This window comes from Chitinophaga sp. 180180018-3, from assembly GCF_037893185.1.
Classification (GTDB): domain Bacteria; phylum Bacteroidota; class Bacteroidia; order Chitinophagales; family Chitinophagaceae; genus Chitinophaga.
Map to the genome: position 1 here is coordinate 2,339,083 of NZ_CP140772.1, position 19,326 is coordinate 2,358,408.

Here is a 19,326-nt window from a genome sequence, read left to right on the forward strand (position 1 = left end):
GCCTCAAAGTGGCCTGCATTACAATATATACCCCCTGTCTCCTGGATCGTAGCGGAGTTACATGTTTTACGGTATTAGGTCAGATACCACGTAACACAATATTTACACTGGCGAGCATTTGTGGTGGAAATGTATTTCGGAGAATCTATAACTAAATACCATTAAAAATTCTTTACTAATCTTTCCTGCCGCTTATGGCTGCTGATTTTTGTGCACATAAAGTTTACAGTTCTTTCTGCAGAGGTACTGTGAAAAACAGGGGAAACCGAAAACCTGAGATAGAGTAGGTGTATTAAATTAATCCTAAAGTTTTTTTTGTTTTTTGATTTAAAAAACAAAAAATCATATGAGACATACAAAATTGTTATTGGGTGCAGTTACACTCACATTGGGTATTGCCGGAGCTTTTGCTACTATGGCTTCAAATGTAAGGAATATTAAAGCTAAAGTGTTTACTACTTTAAAGGTTGGTTGTATAACTGTTACAACACCTTGCATAGCTGGTAGTGATCTTACATGTCGTACAGCAACAGGTGTGCCCGCCCAAACAGTGTTTACTATTGCTAGTGCTTGCAATGTTAAGTTCATAAGACAACGTTAAAAAGGTTATCAATCAATAAGGTAGCTTGGATACTCAGGCTACCTTATTAATCGAATAATCTGGGAATATTAATTTAATTGTTTGGAATTAGAGAAACAGATAGCTAAGATCTTATTGTAAGACAATAATGTATTACCTGTGATAATATTTACTATAACAATATTTGTTGCGTTAATAACTTTAAATGTCCAGTTGATTAAGTCGTCAATGAGATGCTCTTTGCTAGGCCACCTCATTGTAGTAATCATTCAGGGAATCTGTTACGAATTACCATAATTATTTAGCTTGGATATTTGACGCAGATAATATGTCTTGATTTTCCGTAATTATATGATCGTTTGGCGAATTCGTTACATTGTGAAGTATTAATACTTTCATTTTAATATGATCTTTTTTTAGCGAAAGACCGTTTTCTTCTAACCCCTTTTTGACTTCTTCTTCGGTAAAATAGGGATGTTTAAATTGAATATCAATGCCACCTTTAATACCAGTTTCATCTATTATTGGTATTTTCCTTAGACTGTTATTAAACATGGTAAATAGCGAAAGAAATTCCTTTATAGGATAGTTTCTTGCAACAAATCCATCCATACCTCCATTGAGATATGGCGTTCCCCCTTGGGTTGCAAGTTTCCTACGGCTTGATTCGCTGGATGTGAGTTTCCAACAGGGGAACTCTCTTTCTTCAATGGAAACATCATAGCCAAAGTAGTTTTTTAGATCATTTCGCATAATATGCATTGCAATATTTTTATTACTTTTTTGAGGTAAAACAAGGCTATAACAATATCGTATGTCATCAATTGAATCTTTTGATAGAATTGTTTGTCCAGATGTTTCAATTATTGGATGACTAAAAATTTTTCCGTACAAAGTGTCCTTGCTGCCTCCTATTGTAAACTGACCGAAATATGCCAGCATATATAGATTGAATAGAGTTGCAGCACATGTTTCGAATTTTCCGTTACGAAGCAGAAACTCTGCGCTGAATCCAGCATTAAAATTAAAATTGAGCCCGGATTTGACTAACTGGGATCTAAAAATAAGCCGCTCGTCGTTATCTTTAAGAGCACTTAAATTACCGGATGAATCCACTCGCCCATGAAGTCTGGGCGTTTTGAAAAATGCAACGGATTGCCCTGCCATCATCGCCTCGAGTTGTCTGTCTGAAGGACTGGAAATATATTTGTATACTACCCCTTCCGGATTGATTACTACGATTGTGGGGCATGCTAAGATATCGAACTGACGGAATAACGTGGTATCATATAGGTATGGAATATTAAGTCCTAATTCCTTTTTTAGATTACTATAGAGGGTGTAAATTTTCTTTTCTTTGTCTTCTCGACCTACTAATATATACTGTAGGCGGTCCTTGTACTTCTTTAGTTGTTCGTTTACTTTAGGTAGGGCTTCAATGCATGAGAGACAATGTTTGTCCCAAAAATCAAGTAAGAGCCATTTCCCACGGAAATCTTTAATATTTGCACTACTTACCGTGTAATCTTTAATGCCAGTCAATTGGAAGTTTGGGCAGAGTTTGCCATCCTCGGGGTATTCTGATTCAGTGCTGAAGCTTTGGCCGTAAACAACTTGGAAGCATAGTGACATCAAGAGCATTCCCAAAAATTTAGTCATATGATTTGTATTTTTATATTATTGTATTTGTATTTTGAATACCTTGGTTTCTGGAGGGAGACATTGTTCCTCGGAACATAGCATGAATGTAATGTTCCCCTTTAATGATATTGGTGAACTTTTGCTTGTTTTTATTGTCTGTACGAAATCCACAAAGGATTTGAATTCACATGATTTTATCCCCGCTACTTTACTTTCCCGGAACTCCTTGTTTCCAATTTCTTTGACTCCGCCAAGGAATTGTATTTCGGGTGTTTCGTCAAATTTTATCTCGATGGGATCTACAATCGACTCCTGCGGTTGTATCTGAGAGTAAACATGCCATCCATCCTGGATTGAGGCGCTAAGGTGAATTTCAAATAAACTATCAGTTATTTTTTTGCTGGTAAATTTCCATTGAATCTGTGCCATGGTTGTATTGACAAACCAGGTAAAACAAGTCAGTAATAGTATAAATCTTAGTTTCATGATGTTGAATTAATACCCGGGAGTTTGTTGTAGATGTTGACTGCTTTGTATGTCAGAAATTGGAATAGGGTATAGCTGCTGGAAATTCTGCCAACTACCCCCGCCTTTTTGTGGCGTTAAAATTGACATTACCTGATTAAGTACCCCAGCCCGGCTGAGGTCTGTCCAGCGAAATCCTTCCGCAAATAGCTCAGTTTGCCGTTCATGGAGTATTGCTTTTAAGAGTGGATCTTTAGAGTTGGCGGTTGTCTTAGTCAGACCTGCTCTTAAACGTATACTATCCAAATCGGCCGCCCCTTCTGCAATTTTATTGAGCTGTACCCTAGCTTCGGCACGAATTAGATATTGTTCAGCCAGCCGTAATATCATGCTATACTCTGTTAAAGAACCAGTTCCACTCTTAACTTTGTATTTGAATGGAAAGTAGAACGTTTTTCCTCCATCTGTTATGCTATTTATCCAAGAACTTAGCCGTCTGTCACCTGGTTCAAATGTATTTAGCAACTGTTGACTGACTGATACGGCATTGCTAATTGGAGTCGCCAATAGGATAAAGTAGCTGCCATCATCTGTTTGATATTTGCCATTGGGAGGCGCGATCTGCCAGATGGCCTCGCTGCTGTTTTTTAAGAACACATTGTTGAGGGATGAACAGAGGCTGAATTTCTGCCTATTGTTGATGAGCATACTACTTTGTGTTTCTGCATTAGCATAGTCGGTGATAAACAGATAGGTTCGCGCTAGTAATGCTGTGGCCGCCCATTTTGTGGGTCTGACCCTTTCCTGCCCTGGATTGTTATATATATCAGGAAAGTCGTCGCTCAGCAGCTGTTGGGCAGTTGTAAGATCACTTATAATTTGTTTGTATACATCTGCTTGTGAAGAACGTAACTGGGAGGCAATTATGTTGTAATCAGTGGATGTGACAATGGGTATCTCTCCATATAGATTAGTAAGATAGAGTAACCAGAATGCGCGGATAAATACCGATTCACCGATTAATTGGTTTCTATCTGCTGTCGATAGATTACCCGGCTTCGATAGTCCGCTAAGGGCAGCATTTGCCTGGTAGATATAGCTGTAAGCGTTAGACCATATCAGGTTCGTTCCGTCATTTGCACTTAATCCGTTTACATAAAGTCTGTAATTCAGATTATTATCGTAGCCATTATTGTAGCCAATTAATTCATCCGAGGACAACCCTGTGCTTGCTGCAATACTGCGTATTGAAGTCATTTGGCCATATATGCTTGTAACTGCTGCAATAGCAGTTGATTTTTCTTTAAACACGTTTTCAGTTACCATTAACGTTGGAGGAAGATCTACCACCACAAATTTTTTACACCCTGCATATATAAAGGGTATCAGAAGAATACTGATTTTTAGTATCACATGGATGCCAAGGGATGATTGAATCCGGTTATTGATTTCATTTCTTTGACTTTTCATAGCTTGATTAGATTTGTTATCAGAGAGAAATTTGTATTCCACCAACGACCATTTTTAATGGAGGTAATGCATACCCAGCTGTTATCTCTGGATCTAGCCACTTATAGTGGGTGAAGGTTAACAAGTTTTCCCCTTGAAGATAGAGTTTGACATTTTGTATTTGCATGCGTTGTAGCCAGCGTCTTGGAAGCACATATGAAATACTTATGTTTTTCAGTCGGATAAAAGAAGCATCAGTTACATAAGCGTCACTATTAGATCGATAATTCAATCCACGGTTGGTATTTGCATCACCCGTACTCAATTTTTGATAAAGAGCCCGATCTCCTTTATTATGCCAGACGTTGTTGAGTAATTCGACTGGGATATTGGTATTGTAGCTGCCAGGAACAATAAATAATTTAGAAACATAATCAAACCCAGATTGCTTGGTGAATTGCAGAAATACATCACATTCAAGACTCTTGTAGCTGAACGTATTAAGAAGGCCTCCAAAATACCTTTGTGTAGTTTCTCCAAATTTTATATAATCTTTTGGATCATAGATGTTGTCGTTATTGGCGTCCAATACAGTATAAATACCAGTCACGGGATCTACTCCGGTATATTGGTATGACTTTCTACCGAGTATTGATCTCCCTATAACAAACGAATTTTTATAGCTTGATGCTTCGAGGTTTGGATAGCTGACTAGTTTGTTTCTAGGAATGCTAATATTAACGCTAGTCTTCCAATTAAATCCGTTGAGGTTGATATTATCAGATGTTATATCCAGTTCAATCCCAGTATTTTGAACAATAGCGGGTAGGTTAAACAAAACGGAATAAAATCCAGTTGTACTGGGTAGAGCATAAGCTAGTAGTTGATTGCCACTTCTATTCCGATAGTAATCCAGATTAAGTTGAACTCTGTTGTTGAATAGCCCTGTTTCGAGGCCAAGTTCTATTTTTCGGTTCAGCTCCCATTGGAAATTACTGTTGGGAGCATTCGTTGGCATCAGGCCTGAAACTCCCATATAGTTGTTGTAATCTGTAGAATAGGTACTGTAGAATTTGTAATCCGAGATTTGATCATTGCCGGCAGTTCCATAGCTGGCTCTCAGTTTACCAAAACTTAGTGAAGGGATATTTTCTCTTATCCATCTTTCTTCGGAAAAGATCCACGCTACGCCAACTGAACCAAAGTTGCCAAATTGACGACCAGGCCCAAACCGACTACTACCATCTCTTCGTGCGCTTAGATTAATGATATATTTATCATCGTAGGTATAATTCAGCCTACCAAAAATTGCATTGTATTTATACAGTGAATTTACTGATGTTAGTGCACGTATATTGGCTGCTGCACCTGGATTGCCGATTAGCGCATCACTGGTATACCCCGATGCAAGAAAGGAATTAACAAGATTGCTGTTTTGCTGGAATGTGCTCCCTATTAATACACTGATATGATTGTTATTTATTCTCTTGTCATAGTTGATTTGAGGTTCTGCGATCCAATTTTTGATGGAAGTATTAGCGAAGTTATTTTTCCGGGAGTTGGGGTCATTTGCCATATATGAAGGAAGAGAATTGGAGCCAATTCTATGGGTCTGGCTGGTTGTTATATAGTTGTATCCCAGGCTGGTCTTAAGAGAAAGACCTGGAATTATTTCATAGCTCAGAGACAGATTTCCGATGAGATTGTCAGCGGTGAAGTCGACAGTCCTTTTGGTATAAGTAAGCGGATTTATGAATGTATTATTGGCCCAATTCAAATTGCCTGTTGCATCATATAATGGTGGGGCATCAGGAGCAATAAGGGTGCTTGACGTGGCGTCGAACATAGGGAGATTATTAATGTTATTGAGGTAACTGCCATTTAAATTACTATGGAATTTTCCGTTGGTAGAACTATGAGTAAGACTAAAAGATGCTGATGCCTTTTTATCGGAAAAATCGCCAGGATACACAGTGGTTTGCCTGGAGTAAGCACCTCGCACAGAGAATTGCGTATTGTCGTTACCCCCAGATATAGCAGCCTGGGCATTTGTAAGTTTTGCAGTTCCACCAATCAATAATTTTTGCCAGTCGGTATACCGGGTGGTGTCCCAGGTGCCATTTATATCATAATCTGCTGGCCCGGCAGTTTTACCATCGTTGGTTAATGCTTCTCTGCGCATCGCCAGATACTGTTTGGTGTTCAGCAAAGAAAGCATGTTGGTGACTTTCCCCGCTCCTGTAGATATATTGAAGTCGAATTTTGTTTTGCCCGCCTTCCCTTTTTTAGTAGTAATCAGGATAACACCATTGGCACCCCGTGAACCATAAATAGCAGTTGCATCTGCATCTTTCAGTACATCTATACGTTCAATATCCGATGGAGAAAGCAGATTAAAAGGACTGAGGCCACCACCCGGTTGATTCTGAGTTTGGGTTCCCAGTGGGCCGCCTCCGAGATTGGGTGAAATAGGAGAGGATGAAGAATAGGGCACCCCATCAATAATATACAGTGGATCGTTACCGTTTACGATACTGTTTTGTCCCCTTAATTTCACCACTACGCCTGCACCTGGAATCCCCGACGCCTGAGAAATATATAACCCCGGTATCCTTCCCTCCAATGCCTGTAACGGATTGGTGACAGGCTGGCTTTCGATTACATCAGATTTCACGGTACTGATTGCTCCGGTATTAAAACGTTTAGTAGTAGTACCATATCCTATTACTACCGTTTCATCGAGCTTTCCCACCACTCTTTTCAGCATCACATTCAGTGAACGTTTTTCTTTTATAGAAATTTCCCTGGTTTCGAAACTGGTAAAGCTGATACGTAATATAGTTCCGGATGAAGAATTTGTAAGCTGAAATCTTCCGTTTAAATCAGCGCTGGTACCAACGTTAGTGCCTTTGATTATAATAGTTGCTCCAGGCAGCGGCACGCCCGTTTCATCTGTTACTACCCCGCTGATAACGGAGATGTTGTTGGAATCTGCCGGAGCCGGCTGCTTTACCGGCATATCCTCCTTTCTCAGATAAATCCCGTTGTCAATCACCTTCCACGATATCCCCTTCGCCGTGAAAAGCTGCCCCAGTACCTGATGCAACGGCGCATCACTATAACTCACATGTATCTTTTCTCTTGTATTCAGCTCATTTTCACTGTAATTAAAACGCTTATGCGTTTGCTTTTCTATGTTCTTCAATACGCTGGCCAGGGTTACATCTCCCGCCATCAGTGTCACCCGTTCATCCCCTTTATCCTGCGCTTGTAAAGGCAGGTAGCATTGCATTGACATCAGGATCATTAATGATCCGAGCCGTAGGTTTAAAAATTTGTTCATAAGTGTTTGTTAAGGAGGATTTTTTACTAACTATCATTCAGAGGGAAAAGAGGATGCACATGACATGTACTTAATAGGAACAGAATCTATCAGGAGGTACTATACCTACCACGTTGTTTTGATGTTAACATAATATGAACAACATAGAAACCTTGATTTCTTAACATCCGGTTTACAGTTGTCGGTGTTTTTTTTATTTGCTTGCATATGAAATTTAACCATCATCCGTATGTCGGAAATAAACGATGAAATACTATTCGGGCTGGTAAAGAAGGGCGATCAATCAGCTTTTACCTGTTTGGTGGAACGGTATCAGCATTTGCTCTTTATAGCAGCCTCACAGAAACTGCAATGCGATGAGGAGGCCCGCGATGCGGTACAGGAGGTATTTGCCTGGCTGTGGTTGAAAAGAAATAGTGTGGAGTTGCAAACGTCCCTGCGGAACTATCTTTACGGTGCCGTCAGAAATCATTGCTTCAATGTTATCCGCGCCCGGAAAAACAGTCGCTCAAAGCGTCAGCAATACGCTTATATTCGCGAAATATTTGCGACACCTGCGGAGCTGGAAAACAAAGAACTCGGCCTGCGCCTGCGGCGTGCCATCAATAAAATTGCGCCCGCCAGCAGAACGGCTTTTGAAATGCAATACCTGGAAGGGATCAGTCAGAAAGAGATCGCTGAAAAGCGGGGAGTGGGCTTACAAACAGTCAAAAACCAGGTGCTCGCAGCACTGAAAGAATTGCGTAATAACCTGAAAGGGTTTAATTAATAATTTCTTAATCTCAAAGAGTACTTTTTTGTGCTTTTGGTTCCTTATTCATAGCGTAAACTATGAAACCTGATAAAGAATATCTTATTCAACTGGTACTTTTTGAGATCTCCGGAAAAATCCGGGATGAGGAAAAGACAGAATTGCACCGGATCATTGCCAGCGATAACGGGGCAAAGCGGCTGTATAATGAGTTATACGCCGATTATGGGACTTCTTCAGATTACAACTGGGGAGCAGGGGAGGTATGGAATAATATTCACCGGAAACAACGCAAGCGGTTGACTGGTATCTGCATATCCGGCATCGCGGCTATCGCTATTATATTTGCCGGGATCCGGTTTATGAAGCCTGTTCCCAAAATACAGCCGGTAGCAGGTAACAGTAAACATATTCAGTTACAGCTCTCAGGCGGACAACTCATAGATCTCAGCCAGCAACAAGGCCAGGTGGCAGCCGGCGGTACGGTACTGCAGAACAACCGCCAACAACTGCATTTTGATGCCGCAGGCTCCGGCGCGCCCGAATACGCCACACTTACCGTTCCCGCTGGCAAGGAATATACCGTTCATCTGCCGGATGGTTCCGATATTCAGCTCAACGCTGAAACCCGGCTGATGTTCCCCATGACTTTCAGCGGAGATACCAGGGATATCACCATTCACGGGGAAGCCTATCTGAAAATCGCCCGGATACCGGAAAAGCCTTTCGTAGTACATCTCCCGGGTACTACCGTACAGGTAATAGGAACAGAGTTTAATGTTAACACGTACACCGACAAACAAGTTAAAGTGTCGCTGGTGAAAGGAGCCGTTAAACTCAGGGCCGATGGAGATTCTCTGCTGCTGAAACCAGGTGAGGAATCAGTAATGAGAGAGGGCATGCCGCCAGCTGTGGACCGCTTCGATCCGGATGATGTACTGGCATGGCGGCAGGGAATGCACCTCTTTCATCAGGCAGGCGCCGCGGAAGTTGCTACGTTGATACACCGTTTTTATGATATCTCTGTACAACTTGATAAAATACCTCCCGGAAATAAAACTTTCACCGGCTCTATTAACAGGTACAGGCCGGTAGCTCATTTCCTCGAGGGATTAAAGTACGCGAGATTCCTTGATTATTACTTCGATAAAGATAGTATCCTGCATCTAACTCCGCCTGTCGCCGGCAGGTAGCGCCTTGTCAACACGCTCCCAGATTAGCAACAGGAAGCAGAAACTAAGTATCATCGGAAATACCTGGTAACGGAATACAACCGGCGACGCAAGAATGCTGAAGCCCGCATTAATGAGTAGTATGAGTATCACTACGGCAACCGCCTGGTCAAACAAACTATCCTTTGCCATCTTTTTTCGCTCCCTGATCCATCTGATAAGAATATAGATAAAGTAAAGATTCAATAGCATGAAGATGGTCGGAAACAACAACAAAATAATGCCCTGGGCGGTCCAGGAAGCTGCATGCAGCGAATGATGAGGGTAGTGAAACCACTGTACCGCAATATCGGATACCTTGTTACTCCCCAGGTTATATACTTCCAGTTTTTCTAAAGGAGGAAGCAGGTAGTTAAGAATATTAGGCAGGATGAAATACCGGAAGAATGCTACCGGGTGGTGCGTGATCAGAAATTGACCATAACGCTTGTAAACAGGTGCTGGCGCGCCCCAGGAAATAAGTCCGTTGTATTCGTAATCCTTTTCGCTGCTGAATCTGGCGCTATATTGCTTCAGTGGAGCGATAGGCTGACGGATATAATAGGCGCCTTCACGCGGAGTAACAGATTTCATATCTTCTGAAGCATGGCTGAAATAGCTTTTTACCAACGTATCAAATTCCCTGCATTCCACTGGCGGGGTTTCCTGTACGTCAATGAATGGATACATATACAAGGCATTGTTCGCCAGCTGCCAGCCGCCGAATATCGAAAACTGCCTGTGACCGGTAATCTGGAAGGCACTCTCCCGTGTATACTGTACAAAAGCGATGATGAATAAAAAGGGCAGCAATATGCCCGCAGCTTTCCAGGGTATTTTGTAACGGGAGAAGAAAAATACTATCGCGCCAACAATAGGGTAGTAGAGTGCATTATACCGTAACGTAAACAGAATGCCTATCAGTAACGCCTGTACGAATACCAGGCCTGGCGTTGGCCGGTGTACAATCCACAGCAGCGTTGTGGCCCACCAGATGCTCAGCCCCAGGAACAGCGCATCGCTGGAAATGTAGTTGCTGAGATATAGTAACAGCGGATCGAAGAACAGGCATATAAAAATAATACGACTGGTTCGTCGCGAAGGCTCGTAAAGATAGCGCAACGATAGAAACAAATAGAACGTGGCGCCCTGCACAAAAAAGTATTGAAATGCTACGAGCGCAGTGTCGGAGCTGCTTATCTGATGAAACAGCCAGAGGAATTTCGAATAACCGACCGGCCAGATATTGACATCCATTTTTCTGGCAGCTGCAAAAATATAGCTGTACGAATCGGAAAAGAAATCGGCGTAAGGATAGCAATACTTGAAAATGATCAGCTGTAAAATCGCGCCTGCTGCAGCGATATACCCATAAACAAGATTATCCTGCTGTTTTGCGAATGAGGGAAAAGTGGTTGACATATGGCACAGGTTATTTATTAAATTAACAGCGTTTCCCTGAAGTCATACTGCTGTTTCCCTGAATTATTAAATGATAATAATAATTTAACATCAATGATAATGAAGAAAATTATTTTCCTGTTGTTACTTAGTTCGGCCGCTCTTGCACAGTCACGCTGGCCCGCGGAGAAAGCTGCCAACTGGTATAGTCGTCAACCCTGGATAACCGGTGCCAATTTTATCCCCTCCACCGCCGTGAATCAGCTGGAAATGTGGCAGGCCGAAACTTTTGATACGGCTACTATTAATCGCGAGCTGGGGTATGCAGCCGGCATCGGTTTCAATACCATGCGGGTATACCTGCATCATGTTGCCTGGCAGGAAGATTCCGCCGGCTTTAAAAACAGGATACAACAATACTTGCAGCTGGCAGATGGCCATGGTATTAAAACCATCTTTGTATTCTTCGACGATTGCTGGCGCGATCAATACGCTCCCGGCCCCCAGCCGGCGCCGGTTCCGGGGGTGCATAACAGCCGCTGGCTAAAAGATCCCGGAAGTTATATCGATCGTCAGCCCGCCCTGATGGATACCCTGGAATGGTATGTAAAAGACATTCTCCTGACTTTCCAGCACGATAATCGCATCCGTTTCTGGGATCTCTACAACGAGCCCGGTCACTTCGGGCATGGCGATAAAAGCTGGCCCCTGCTTCGCAATGTAGTCAGCTGGGCCCGTACGATACAACCGGATCAGCCCATCAGCATCGGCCTTTGGAATAGTGAATTCAGTGCATTCAACAAATACCAGCTCGAAAACTCCGATGTCATTACTTTCCACAACTACCGCGATACTACCTCCCTGATGGCGGCCATCGACACCCTCAAACAGCAGGGGCGCCCTGTCATCTGTACGGAATATATGAAACGCCCCAATAACAGCATCTTCTCAACTCATCTGCCTATCTTCAAAAGAAATGGTGTGGGCGCTATTAACTGGGGACTGGTAGCCGGTAAAACCCAAACCAATTATCCGCAGGGCAACAAGGGAGGTGAACCTGAACCGCCGGTTTGGTACCACGATATTTTCCGCACTAACGGAGAACCGTTCAGTGAAGAAGAAGCAGAGATGATAAAGAGAATGACGAATAGCCTTTAGTCTTTAGTAAAATGCAGCGGAGATTACGTTATATTTAAAATAACATAATCTCCGCTGCATTTTACTAAAGACTAAAAGCTAAAGACTATTCTCACATCTCTCCCTTCTTCATCTTTTCCAAAGTATCCTGGTAATTTTTCTTTTCAGTGTCGTTGGCCTTGTTAAGGGCTTTTTCTTCCCAGGCTAAAGCGTCCGTTTTTTTACCGGATTTATAAAGCAGGTTGGCGTAAGTATCCATGTAAGCAGGAACTTCCTGTTCTTTGAAAGAACGTTTGCTCCATTCCAGGGCTTGCTCTATGCAGGCTTTATCGTTGCATTTTTCGAAGATGGTCCATGCATATTCATTCAGTTCTTGCGAGCTGGCTTTGTGACCGTATTTTTTCATATAGGCAACAATGTTAGCCACCGCTTTGTCGGCATCTTTGATGTAGCTGTAATACTGCACTTTTACTTTCAGCATCAGCTCTTCCGCAATGGACGGATATTTGGCCTTCACCGTTTTTTCAACCCCATCCCAGTCTGGCGCGCCTTGTCCGTTCTTCATCAACTGCGGATATACGTCTTCGTTAGCAGCAACTTCCATTACTTTTGCTTCCGCTTTTCCTGCACCCAGTACTTTGTCTACCCTCGCCGCGTTGTGCAGGAATACATCAAAGCCGGGATCTGTGCTCTTGCTGGTGAACTTAGACAAGAGATCCAGATTACCGGGTGTGTAAAGATTTTTTTGTTTGCTGATATACAGTTTGGCAACTTCGCTGGCATTTTCCTGGTCGTATTTGGTAAGCGCTAATAATGCCAGCTGACGCAGGAATGCGGTATCCTGCTGACCTTTTTTGTAACGATCCAGTTGTGTGTAGTACTGATTGGCAGGGTCCAGTGATGCTTCACATCTTTTAATGAACCCGTCGGCATCAGCGCCACCGACCTGACGGTCTACCACATGGCCGTCCGGCGCAAATACCAGGAAGGTAGGATAAGCACGGATGCTGTAATCCTTTTCAATCTGCTTGGCAGTAGCATACCAGTTTTTGACGTCGTCGTTATCTTTGCTGGTTTGGTCCATCTGCACTTTTACGCTGACGAACTTGCTGTTCATGTAATCGCCCACTTTTTCCTGCGGAAAAATGGTGTTCGACATCATCTTACATGGCCCACACCAGGTGGTGAAACAATCTACGAAGATGTACTTGTTTTCAGCTTTTGCTTTGGCTTGTACGTCAGCCCAGCTTGTTCCATGTTCAAAGTGGATACCTTTGTCCTGTGCAAAAGCCATTGCTGGTAACAGGAAGGACAGAAAAAGGATTCTTTTCATAACAGATTTTAATTTGTTGGTTTTGATTGATAGCTACTAATTTACAGCAGTTCCTGCATAAATCGGGAAGCACTGGATAATAATTTGACAGGATAAGTTGAATCAACAGACGTGGGAAACGTCGCTACCAGCGTAACAACATAGTTGTTGTTGCGGTTAACATCTCCCGAAATAATAATAACAACTTTTATGTTGATGAAGAAAAAGCTATCTTCCTCATTACTACGTTCTTATAAAATTCCGGCGATATAGTATAATTGTACCGGTTTGTTTCTTATATTAAGAAAAATAACGCTAACTTGTTGATAAGCTAAAAGTCTTAGCCATGCCGGTAAAACATTTTGTACAGCAATTAGATCTGACTCATCCAAGGCAACTACAACGCCTGGTGGAGAACCGTCGCGTTTTTAATCTGAAAAACTGCGAGCTGAACATATTTGAAAGTTACCAGGAAGATTATCGTGTGCCGCTCACATTCGGCGACTTTGTAATCACCAGCATGGTACAGGGAAAAAAGATCATGCACCTGAACGAGCAGCCATCCTTCATATACCAACCAGGTGAAACGGTGATAGTGCCTGCCAATGAAACGATGATCATCGATTTCCCGGAAGCATCGTCCGATAACCCTACCCAGTGTATCGCCTTATCGGTCGATGAAGCCTATATCCGTAATACCCTGCACTATATGCAGGAGTACTATAACAGCGCTGCCGCAGAAGAGAATAACTGGGAGATGCAACTGCACCAGTTCCATTTCAGCAACGATGAAGATATGGCTGCGCTGATCAACAAAATGGTTCGTATCTGCCATAGTACCGATCTTACCCGCGATATTTATGCGGACCTGAACATGAAGGAGCTGTTGATCAGAATACTGCAACATCAGCACCTGCAACTGATAGGAAAGGAGAAGCATACCCACAGCAATAACAGCCGTTTCCATTTTGTGCTGCACTACATCCACGAACATCTTACGGAAAATATACCCATCGATTCGCTCTGCCGGAAAGCATATCTGAGCCGTAACATCTTCTTCAAATGGTTTAAGGAACAGTTTGGTATCACGCCCCTGCAATACATCAACCGGGAGCGTCTGAAACTGGCCAAACAACTGCTGGCCGATAAAAAGAACAGTATCAGCCAGGTGAGCGCCCAATGCGGCTTTAATGATACCAATTACTTCATCCGTCTTTTTAAAAGTGCCGAAGGCGTGACGCCAGGGATGTACCAGGCGGGAATTACAAATTGGGGATAATTGACAATAATTATGCTCTTTTTATAATTTTTACGTATTTTAGTAACCAGTTACGTAATTTATTACAATATGGACTTCTTTAATAAAACAGGAAAAATGGCAGTGGGTAGCCGTCTTCGTATGCTGACGGAAAAAATGACTGAAGATGCCCGGCAGATCTATGCGCTTCACAACATCGACATGCAGCCGAAATGGTTTCCCGTATTTTATGTATTGTCGGAGGGAGAAGAGAAAACCATCACCGCCATTGCCAAAGAAATAGGGCATACCCATCCTTCTGTCAGTAAGATTGTCAGGGAGATGAGTAAAAAAGGACTGGTCGCGGAAAAGAAGGATAAAACAGATGGCCGCTGTAATGTGGTAAGTCTTACTAAAAAAGGAATAGACATCACCCGTGCTATCCAAAACCAGTATACAGACGTGAACAACGCCATTGAAGCCATTTCCGCCCAAGCCACGCACGACCTCTGGAAAGCGATCGAAGAATGGGAATACCTGCTGGAACAGGAGTCGCTGTTGAGCCGGGTGAAACGGGCCGGCAAACAGCGGGAAGCCGGAAGTGTAAAGATTGTTGACTATGAACCTGAGTATAAAGCTGCCTTCAAAGCCCTGAATGTAGAATGGATCTCGAAATGGTTCACACTGGAGCCTACTGATTTGAAATCGTTGGATAACCCGGATGGATACATCATCAAAAAAGGCGGATTCATTTTCGTGGCCCTGTACAACAACGAGCCGGTAGGCGTATGTGCCTTAATAAAAATGGATGATCCTGATTACGATTATGAAATGGCCAAGATGGCAGTATCGCCCAATGTGCAGGGGAAAGGCATTGGGATGTTACTCGGACAGGCCATCATTAATAAAGCGAGGGAGTTGGGGGCACGGAATGTTTACCTGGAAAGTAATACACTGCTGAAACCGGCCATCAGCCTGTATCATAAGCTGGGCTTCAAAAAGGTGGCTGCCCGTCCCACGCCATACGAACGCGCTAATATTCAGATGGTGCTCGACCTTCGCTCTTAAAGCGATTAACATAAAAACTGCTGCCCGTAGCTTGCTGCGGGCAGCAGTTTTTTTATGCCCGTTGCATATTATTTATAAAAACAGCTGCGTATATTAGTTGTCCGGGGCTCTCCACAGCTACCGCATCCACGTTATGTAAAAAATTAAAAAACTCAGACTATGATATCACCTGACCCATTGGAACAGGCGCAAATCCAAACCACGAAAAAATCCGCGTTATCGCCGGCCAGATTTACAGAAAAGAAATACATCACCACCCTGATATTTGTGACGTCCCTGTTTATGTGCTGGGGCATCGCATTATCTATGGGAGATGTGCTGAACAAACATTTCCAGAATGTACTGAAGCTTAGCAAAGCCCAGTCGGGCCTTGTTCAGTTCTCTATATTCGGCGCCTACGCGCTGATGGGTATTCCTGCGGGATTATTCATGAAAAAGATGGGATATAAAAAAGGGGTATTACTGGGGTTGACGCTGTATGCGCTGGGAGCCTTTTTATTCGTTCCTGCCGCCAATGCCGGATCTTTCAGCGTTTTCCGGGTAGCATTGTTTGTGCTGGCATGTGGGATGGCTACACTGGAAACGGTAGCCCATCCGTTCACGGCTGCATTGGGCGATCAGCGCACGAGCGATCAGCGGATCAACTTTGCACAATCGTTCAACGCTGTAGGCACCATTGTAGGGCCCGCATTGGGAACTTATTTCCTGCTGAGTGCAGGAAATGAAGCGGGGGCAGAGCTGCATTCCGTAAAGCAGTTATACCTGTATATCGGTGTGGTGATTGCCGCCATTGCCCTGGCTTTCTCCTTTGTAAAGGTACCGGCGCTTACCGATCCGCACGATGGCGCTTTAGCAGAAGAGGTTGCGGTGGGTATGCAGAAGCCTTTGTTCCGGCAGCCGCATTTTGTATGGGCCGTGGTGGCGCAGTTTTTTAATGTAGCCGCCCAGGCCGGCACCTGGGCATTTTTCATCAACTACGGACACGAAGTGATGAATTTCTCCGATCAGAAAGCCGGTTACTTTATGCCACTCTTCATGGGAATGATGCTGGCGGGCAGGATCGTGGGCACTGCACTCATGCGGTATATTGCACCGAATAAACTATTGGCGGCATTTGCAGTGGGAAATATTCTTATGTGCCTGATAGTGGCACAGGGCTGGGGCTGGATTTCCTACATCGCGCTGCTGATGATCAATTTCTTCTTCAGTATCATGTACCCTACTATTTTCAGCCTGGGGCTGAAAGACCTGGGGCCGAAAACCCAGCAGGCATCTTCGTTTATTGTGATGGGGATGTTTGGCGGCGCCGTGTTTCCCTTCCTCATGGGGCGTATTGCTGATGCCAATATTGCGGCGTCTTACTATCTTCCTATAGTATGTTATGTGGTCATCTTCCTATTCGGTTATAAACTATACAAACTCAGATAAGTATCTGATGATATAATAGCCCGGGTGCTGCTTTGTTGCGGCACCCGGGTTTATTTTTGTCCTAACGCTGATGCCAATACGCAAATGCTCCCAGAACAATCGGATGCCACTGTTTGTTACTCACCTGATAACCGGATTTATAAACGATGAGCTATGTTCCGTAAATCTAAAAGCATTGTCACCCGCCTGTTATCTGTGGCGGGAATTGCAGTGAACGGCAGTAATCCCTGGGATATACAGGTACACGACGAAACTTTTTACCCCGAAGTATTACACAAAGGATCCCTGGGGCTGGGTGAATCTTATATGCACAACAGCTGGGACAGCGACCAGGTAGATGAATTTATTACCCGGATACTGTTGGCGGATCTGGATACCCACGTTCAGCAGGATATCAGTTTTAAGCTGGAGATATTGGCGGCGAGGATGGTCAACTTTCAATCTCCGTCCAGGGCTTTCTCTAATGGCAGCGCTCATTACGACACAGGCAACGATCTTTTTGAAGCGATGCTGGATCAGCGGATGACCTATACCTGTGGGTTCTGGGAAAATGCCAGCTCGCTCGATGAAGCCCAGGAACACAAACTGGACCTCTGTTGCCGCAAACTCAATCTGCGCCCGGGAATGCACGTACTCGACATAGGCTGTGGCTGGGGAAGTTTTGCCCGGTTTGCCGCGGAAAAATACGGCGTACGGGTAACGGGAATTACCATTTCCCACGAACAGGCCGAACTGGCGAGGGAACGCTGCAAAGGGCTGCCGGTGGACATACGGCTGGAAGACTATCGCAGCCTGCATGAGCTTTTTGATGCGATTGTATCGTTGGGGATGTTCGAACACGTGGGATACAAAAACTATCATACTTACATGGAGGTCGCCCATCGCTGCCTCAAAAACGACGGACTGTTTCTGCTGCATACGATCGGAGGAAACAACGCTCATACTTTTACCGATCAATGGTTGAACAAATATATTTTCCCCAATGCCATGATCCCCACCATCAGGCTGATTGGCCAGAGTATAGAAAACCTTTTTGTAATGGAGCACTGGCAGAACTTCAGCGTCGACTACGATAAAACGCTACAGGCCTGGTTCAGGAATGTAAGCGGTAACTGGGAACAGCTCAAAGCAAGGTACGATAATACCTTTTTCAGGATGTGGAAGTATTATCTGCTTTCCTGTGCTGCCTCATTCAGGGCAAGAAAAAGCCAGTTGTGGCAGATCGTGTTGTCGAAGCATGGAGTGCCGGGAGGATATAGATTTAATATCGATTAATTGATGTTGCAGAACGAAAACCCCGTTTTGCAGAAAAACCTGTTGCAGTGGCTGGAAAACTTCCGCCAGCCGGAAATGCCGCTATACTTTTGAGGCATTACCAAACAAGGTTTATATGTCTGATTATAGTATTGAAACCAGGCAGCTTACCCATTATTTCGGGAGAGATGAAAAAGTATTGGATAACATCTGTTTGCAGGTCCCTAAGGGAGCTGTTTACGGATTCCTGGGTCCCAACGGAGCTGGCAAAACCACTACGTTACGACTGCTTCTGGGCCTGTTAAAGAAGCAAACGGGCAGCATAAAGCTGCTGGGCGCCGACCTGACTACGCATCGGATTCCCCTGCTGAAAAGAGTGGGAACGCTGATTGAATCCCCATCTGTATACGCTCATCTTACCGCAACGGAAAACCTGGAGCTGCTCCGCTGTCTGTACGGTTGCCACCGGTCGAGGATCAACACCGTGCTGGAACTGGTGAAGCTCGATGATACCGGTCGCAAGAAAGCAGGCCAGTTTTCATTGGGAATGAAACAGCGCCTGGGGATCGCCATCGCCATGCTGCATGACCCCGAATTGCTGGTACTCGATGAGCCTACGAACGGACTGGATCCCGCCGGCATTATCGAGATGAGAGCGCTATTGCAGCAACTGAACCGGGAAACGGGTTTAACCATTCTTATTTCCAGTCATCTGCTGTCGGAGATCGAAAAGCTGGTGACCTATGTTGGCGTCATCAACAAAGGAAAGCTGCTTTACCAGGGCGAATTATCGGCGCTGGTTCATCGGAAAGGACCGGTTACCAATACCCTCATTGATTGCAGCGATGCTGCGCGCGCCCTGCAACTCAGCAGGGAGCTGGGATTGCAGGGAACGCTGAACAACGGCGGACTGCTACTGGAGAACGTTCCCCGCGATATGATGGCTGCCCTCAATCAGCAGCTGGTGCTTGCCGGTATCAGCGTGTATGAAATCAATCCCGCAAAGCACGAACTGGAAAATGTATTCATGGACCTGATCAACAATTAAT

General features: G+C 44.0%; 15 protein-coding genes. 9 read left to right on the top strand and 6 right to left on the bottom strand.

The window, feature by feature from the left end; all coding sequences use genetic code 11:
• Positions 1–346: 346 nt before the first annotated feature.
• Complete coding sequence (locus UNH61_RS09475) at positions 347–601, top strand: DUF6520 family protein (protein WP_326991850.1); 255 nt, start codon at positions 347–349, stop codon at positions 599–601.
• A 276-nt stretch (positions 602–877) separates the two neighbouring features.
• Here the strand turns inward: UNH61_RS09475 and UNH61_RS09480 are convergent, their stop codons facing one another.
• The 4 genes from UNH61_RS09480 to UNH61_RS09495 are packed head-to-tail and all read right to left on the bottom strand — an operon-like array spanning position 878 to position 7,478.
• Positions 878–2,239: a redoxin domain-containing protein gene (locus tag UNH61_RS09480; protein ID WP_326991851.1), complete on the bottom strand. Its 1,362-nt coding sequence runs from the start codon at positions 2,237–2,239 to the stop codon at positions 878–880.
• A gap of 18 nt (positions 2,240–2,257) precedes the next feature.
• Positions 2,258–2,707: a protein-disulfide reductase DsbD domain-containing protein gene (locus UNH61_RS09485; protein ID WP_326991852.1), complete on the bottom strand. Its 450-nt coding sequence runs from the start codon at positions 2,705–2,707 to the stop codon at positions 2,258–2,260.
• Between the two features lie 9 nt (positions 2,708–2,716).
• Positions 2,717–4,156, bottom strand: a complete 1,440-nt coding sequence (locus UNH61_RS09490) for a RagB/SusD family nutrient uptake outer membrane protein (RefSeq protein WP_326991853.1) — start codon at positions 4,154–4,156, stop codon at positions 2,717–2,719.
• Between the two features lie 19 nt (positions 4,157–4,175).
• Positions 4,176–7,478 (bottom strand): SusC/RagA family TonB-linked outer membrane protein, encoded by a 3,303-nt coding sequence (locus UNH61_RS09495; protein ID WP_326991854.1) that lies wholly within the window; start codon positions 7,476–7,478, stop codon positions 4,176–4,178.
• 229 nt (positions 7,479–7,707) lie between these two features.
• On the opposite strand from UNH61_RS09495, the gene UNH61_RS09500 reads away from it, so the two are divergent.
• Both UNH61_RS09500 and UNH61_RS09505 read left to right on the top strand, forming a co-directional pair.
• The gene (locus UNH61_RS09500; protein WP_326991855.1) at positions 7,708–8,247 is read left to right on the top strand and encodes a sigma-70 family RNA polymerase sigma factor; all 540 of its coding nucleotides are present in this window, start codon (positions 7,708–7,710) and stop codon (positions 8,245–8,247) included.
• A gap of 62 nt (positions 8,248–8,309) precedes the next feature.
• Positions 8,310–9,422 (top strand): FecR domain-containing protein, encoded by a 1,113-nt coding sequence (locus UNH61_RS09505; protein WP_326991856.1) that lies wholly within the window; start codon positions 8,310–8,312, stop codon positions 9,420–9,422.
• Here the strand turns inward: UNH61_RS09505 and UNH61_RS09510 are convergent.
• Complete coding sequence (locus tag UNH61_RS09510) at positions 9,396–10,862, bottom strand: hypothetical protein (protein WP_326991857.1); 1,467 nt, start codon at positions 10,860–10,862, stop codon at positions 9,396–9,398. The two genes, UNH61_RS09505 and UNH61_RS09510, sit on opposite strands and share 27 nt — an antisense overlap.
• Before the next feature lie 99 nt (positions 10,863–10,961).
• Here UNH61_RS09510 and UNH61_RS09515 point away from each other — a divergent pair, with 99 nt between their 5' ends.
• Positions 10,962–11,999, top strand: a complete 1,038-nt coding sequence (locus tag UNH61_RS09515; RefSeq protein WP_326991858.1) for a cellulase family glycosylhydrolase — start codon at positions 10,962–10,964, stop codon at positions 11,997–11,999.
• 91 nt (positions 12,000–12,090) lie between these two features.
• Here the strand turns inward: UNH61_RS09515 and UNH61_RS09520 are convergent, their stop codons facing one another.
• Positions 12,091–13,311 carry a thioredoxin fold domain-containing protein gene (locus tag UNH61_RS09520; protein WP_326991859.1) on the bottom strand — a complete coding sequence of 407 codons (1,221 nt, stop codon included), beginning with the start codon at positions 13,309–13,311 and terminating at the stop codon, positions 12,091–12,093.
• Positions 13,312–13,636: 325 nt separating this feature from the next.
• On the opposite strand from UNH61_RS09520, the gene UNH61_RS09525 reads away from it, so the two are divergent.
• From UNH61_RS09525 to UNH61_RS09545, 5 genes are all read left to right on the top strand, one after another.
• Positions 13,637–14,569: an AraC family transcriptional regulator gene (locus UNH61_RS09525; protein ID WP_326991860.1), complete on the top strand. Its 933-nt coding sequence runs from the start codon at positions 13,637–13,639 to the stop codon at positions 14,567–14,569.
• A gap of 69 nt (positions 14,570–14,638) precedes the next feature.
• Entirely contained in the window at positions 14,639–15,595 is a 957-nt protein-coding gene (locus UNH61_RS09530) for a bifunctional helix-turn-helix transcriptional regulator/GNAT family N-acetyltransferase (RefSeq protein ID WP_326991861.1), read from the top strand.
• A 159-nt stretch (positions 15,596–15,754) separates the two neighbouring features.
• The gene (gene fucP / locus UNH61_RS09535) at positions 15,755–17,023 is read left to right on the top strand and encodes an L-fucose:H+ symporter permease (protein WP_326991862.1); all 1,269 of its coding nucleotides are present in this window, start codon (positions 15,755–15,757) and stop codon (positions 17,021–17,023) included.
• Between the two features lie 153 nt (positions 17,024–17,176).
• Complete coding sequence (gene cfa, locus UNH61_RS09540; protein WP_326991863.1) at positions 17,177–18,298, top strand: cyclopropane fatty acyl phospholipid synthase; 1,122 nt, start codon at positions 17,177–17,179, stop codon at positions 18,296–18,298.
• A gap of 115 nt (positions 18,299–18,413) precedes the next feature.
• A complete protein-coding gene (locus tag UNH61_RS09545) occupies positions 18,414–19,325 on the top strand; it encodes an ATP-binding cassette domain-containing protein (protein WP_326991864.1) in 912 nt (303 codons plus the stop codon).
• Position 19,326 lies beyond the last annotated feature (1 nt).

What these genes read in the sequence shown, in the direction of transcription:
- UNH61_RS09510 (WP_326991857.1), bottom strand. Translation starts at nt 10,862, where the DNA reads ATGTCAACCACTTTTCCCTCATTCGCAAAACAGCAGGATAATCTTGTT.
- UNH61_RS09530 (WP_326991861.1), top strand. Translation starts at nt 14,639, where the DNA reads ATGGACTTCTTTAATAAAACAGGAAAAATGGCAGTGGGTAGCCGTCTT.
- UNH61_RS09505 (WP_326991856.1), top strand. Translation starts at nt 8,310, where the DNA reads ATGAAACCTGATAAAGAATATCTTATTCAACTGGTACTTTTTGAGATC.
- UNH61_RS09495 (WP_326991854.1), bottom strand. Translation starts at nt 7,478, where the DNA reads ATGAACAAATTTTTAAACCTACGGCTCGGATCATTAATGATCCTGATG.
- cfa (WP_326991863.1), top strand. Translation starts at nt 17,177, where the DNA reads ATGTTCCGTAAATCTAAAAGCATTGTCACCCGCCTGTTATCTGTGGCG.
- UNH61_RS09500 (WP_326991855.1), top strand. Translation starts at nt 7,708, where the DNA reads ATGTCGGAAATAAACGATGAAATACTATTCGGGCTGGTAAAGAAGGGC.
- UNH61_RS09475 (WP_326991850.1), top strand. Translation starts at nt 347, where the DNA reads ATGAGACATACAAAATTGTTATTGGGTGCAGTTACACTCACATTGGGT.
- UNH61_RS09520 (WP_326991859.1), bottom strand. Translation starts at nt 13,311, where the DNA reads ATGAAAAGAATCCTTTTTCTGTCCTTCCTGTTACCAGCAATGGCTTTT.
- UNH61_RS09490 (WP_326991853.1), bottom strand. Translation starts at nt 4,156, where the DNA reads ATGAAAAGTCAAAGAAATGAAATCAATAACCGGATTCAATCATCCCTT.
- UNH61_RS09485 (WP_326991852.1), bottom strand. Translation starts at nt 2,707, where the DNA reads ATGAAACTAAGATTTATACTATTACTGACTTGTTTTACCTGGTTTGTC.
- UNH61_RS09525 (WP_326991860.1), top strand. Translation starts at nt 13,637, where the DNA reads ATGCCGGTAAAACATTTTGTACAGCAATTAGATCTGACTCATCCAAGG.
- UNH61_RS09480 (WP_326991851.1), bottom strand. Translation starts at nt 2,239, where the DNA reads ATGACTAAATTTTTGGGAATGCTCTTGATGTCACTATGCTTCCAAGTT.
- UNH61_RS09515 (WP_326991858.1), top strand. Translation starts at nt 10,962, where the DNA reads ATGAAGAAAATTATTTTCCTGTTGTTACTTAGTTCGGCCGCTCTTGCA.
- UNH61_RS09545 (WP_326991864.1), top strand. Translation starts at nt 18,414, where the DNA reads ATGTCTGATTATAGTATTGAAACCAGGCAGCTTACCCATTATTTCGGG.
- fucP (WP_326991862.1), top strand. Translation starts at nt 15,755, where the DNA reads ATGATATCACCTGACCCATTGGAACAGGCGCAAATCCAAACCACGAAA.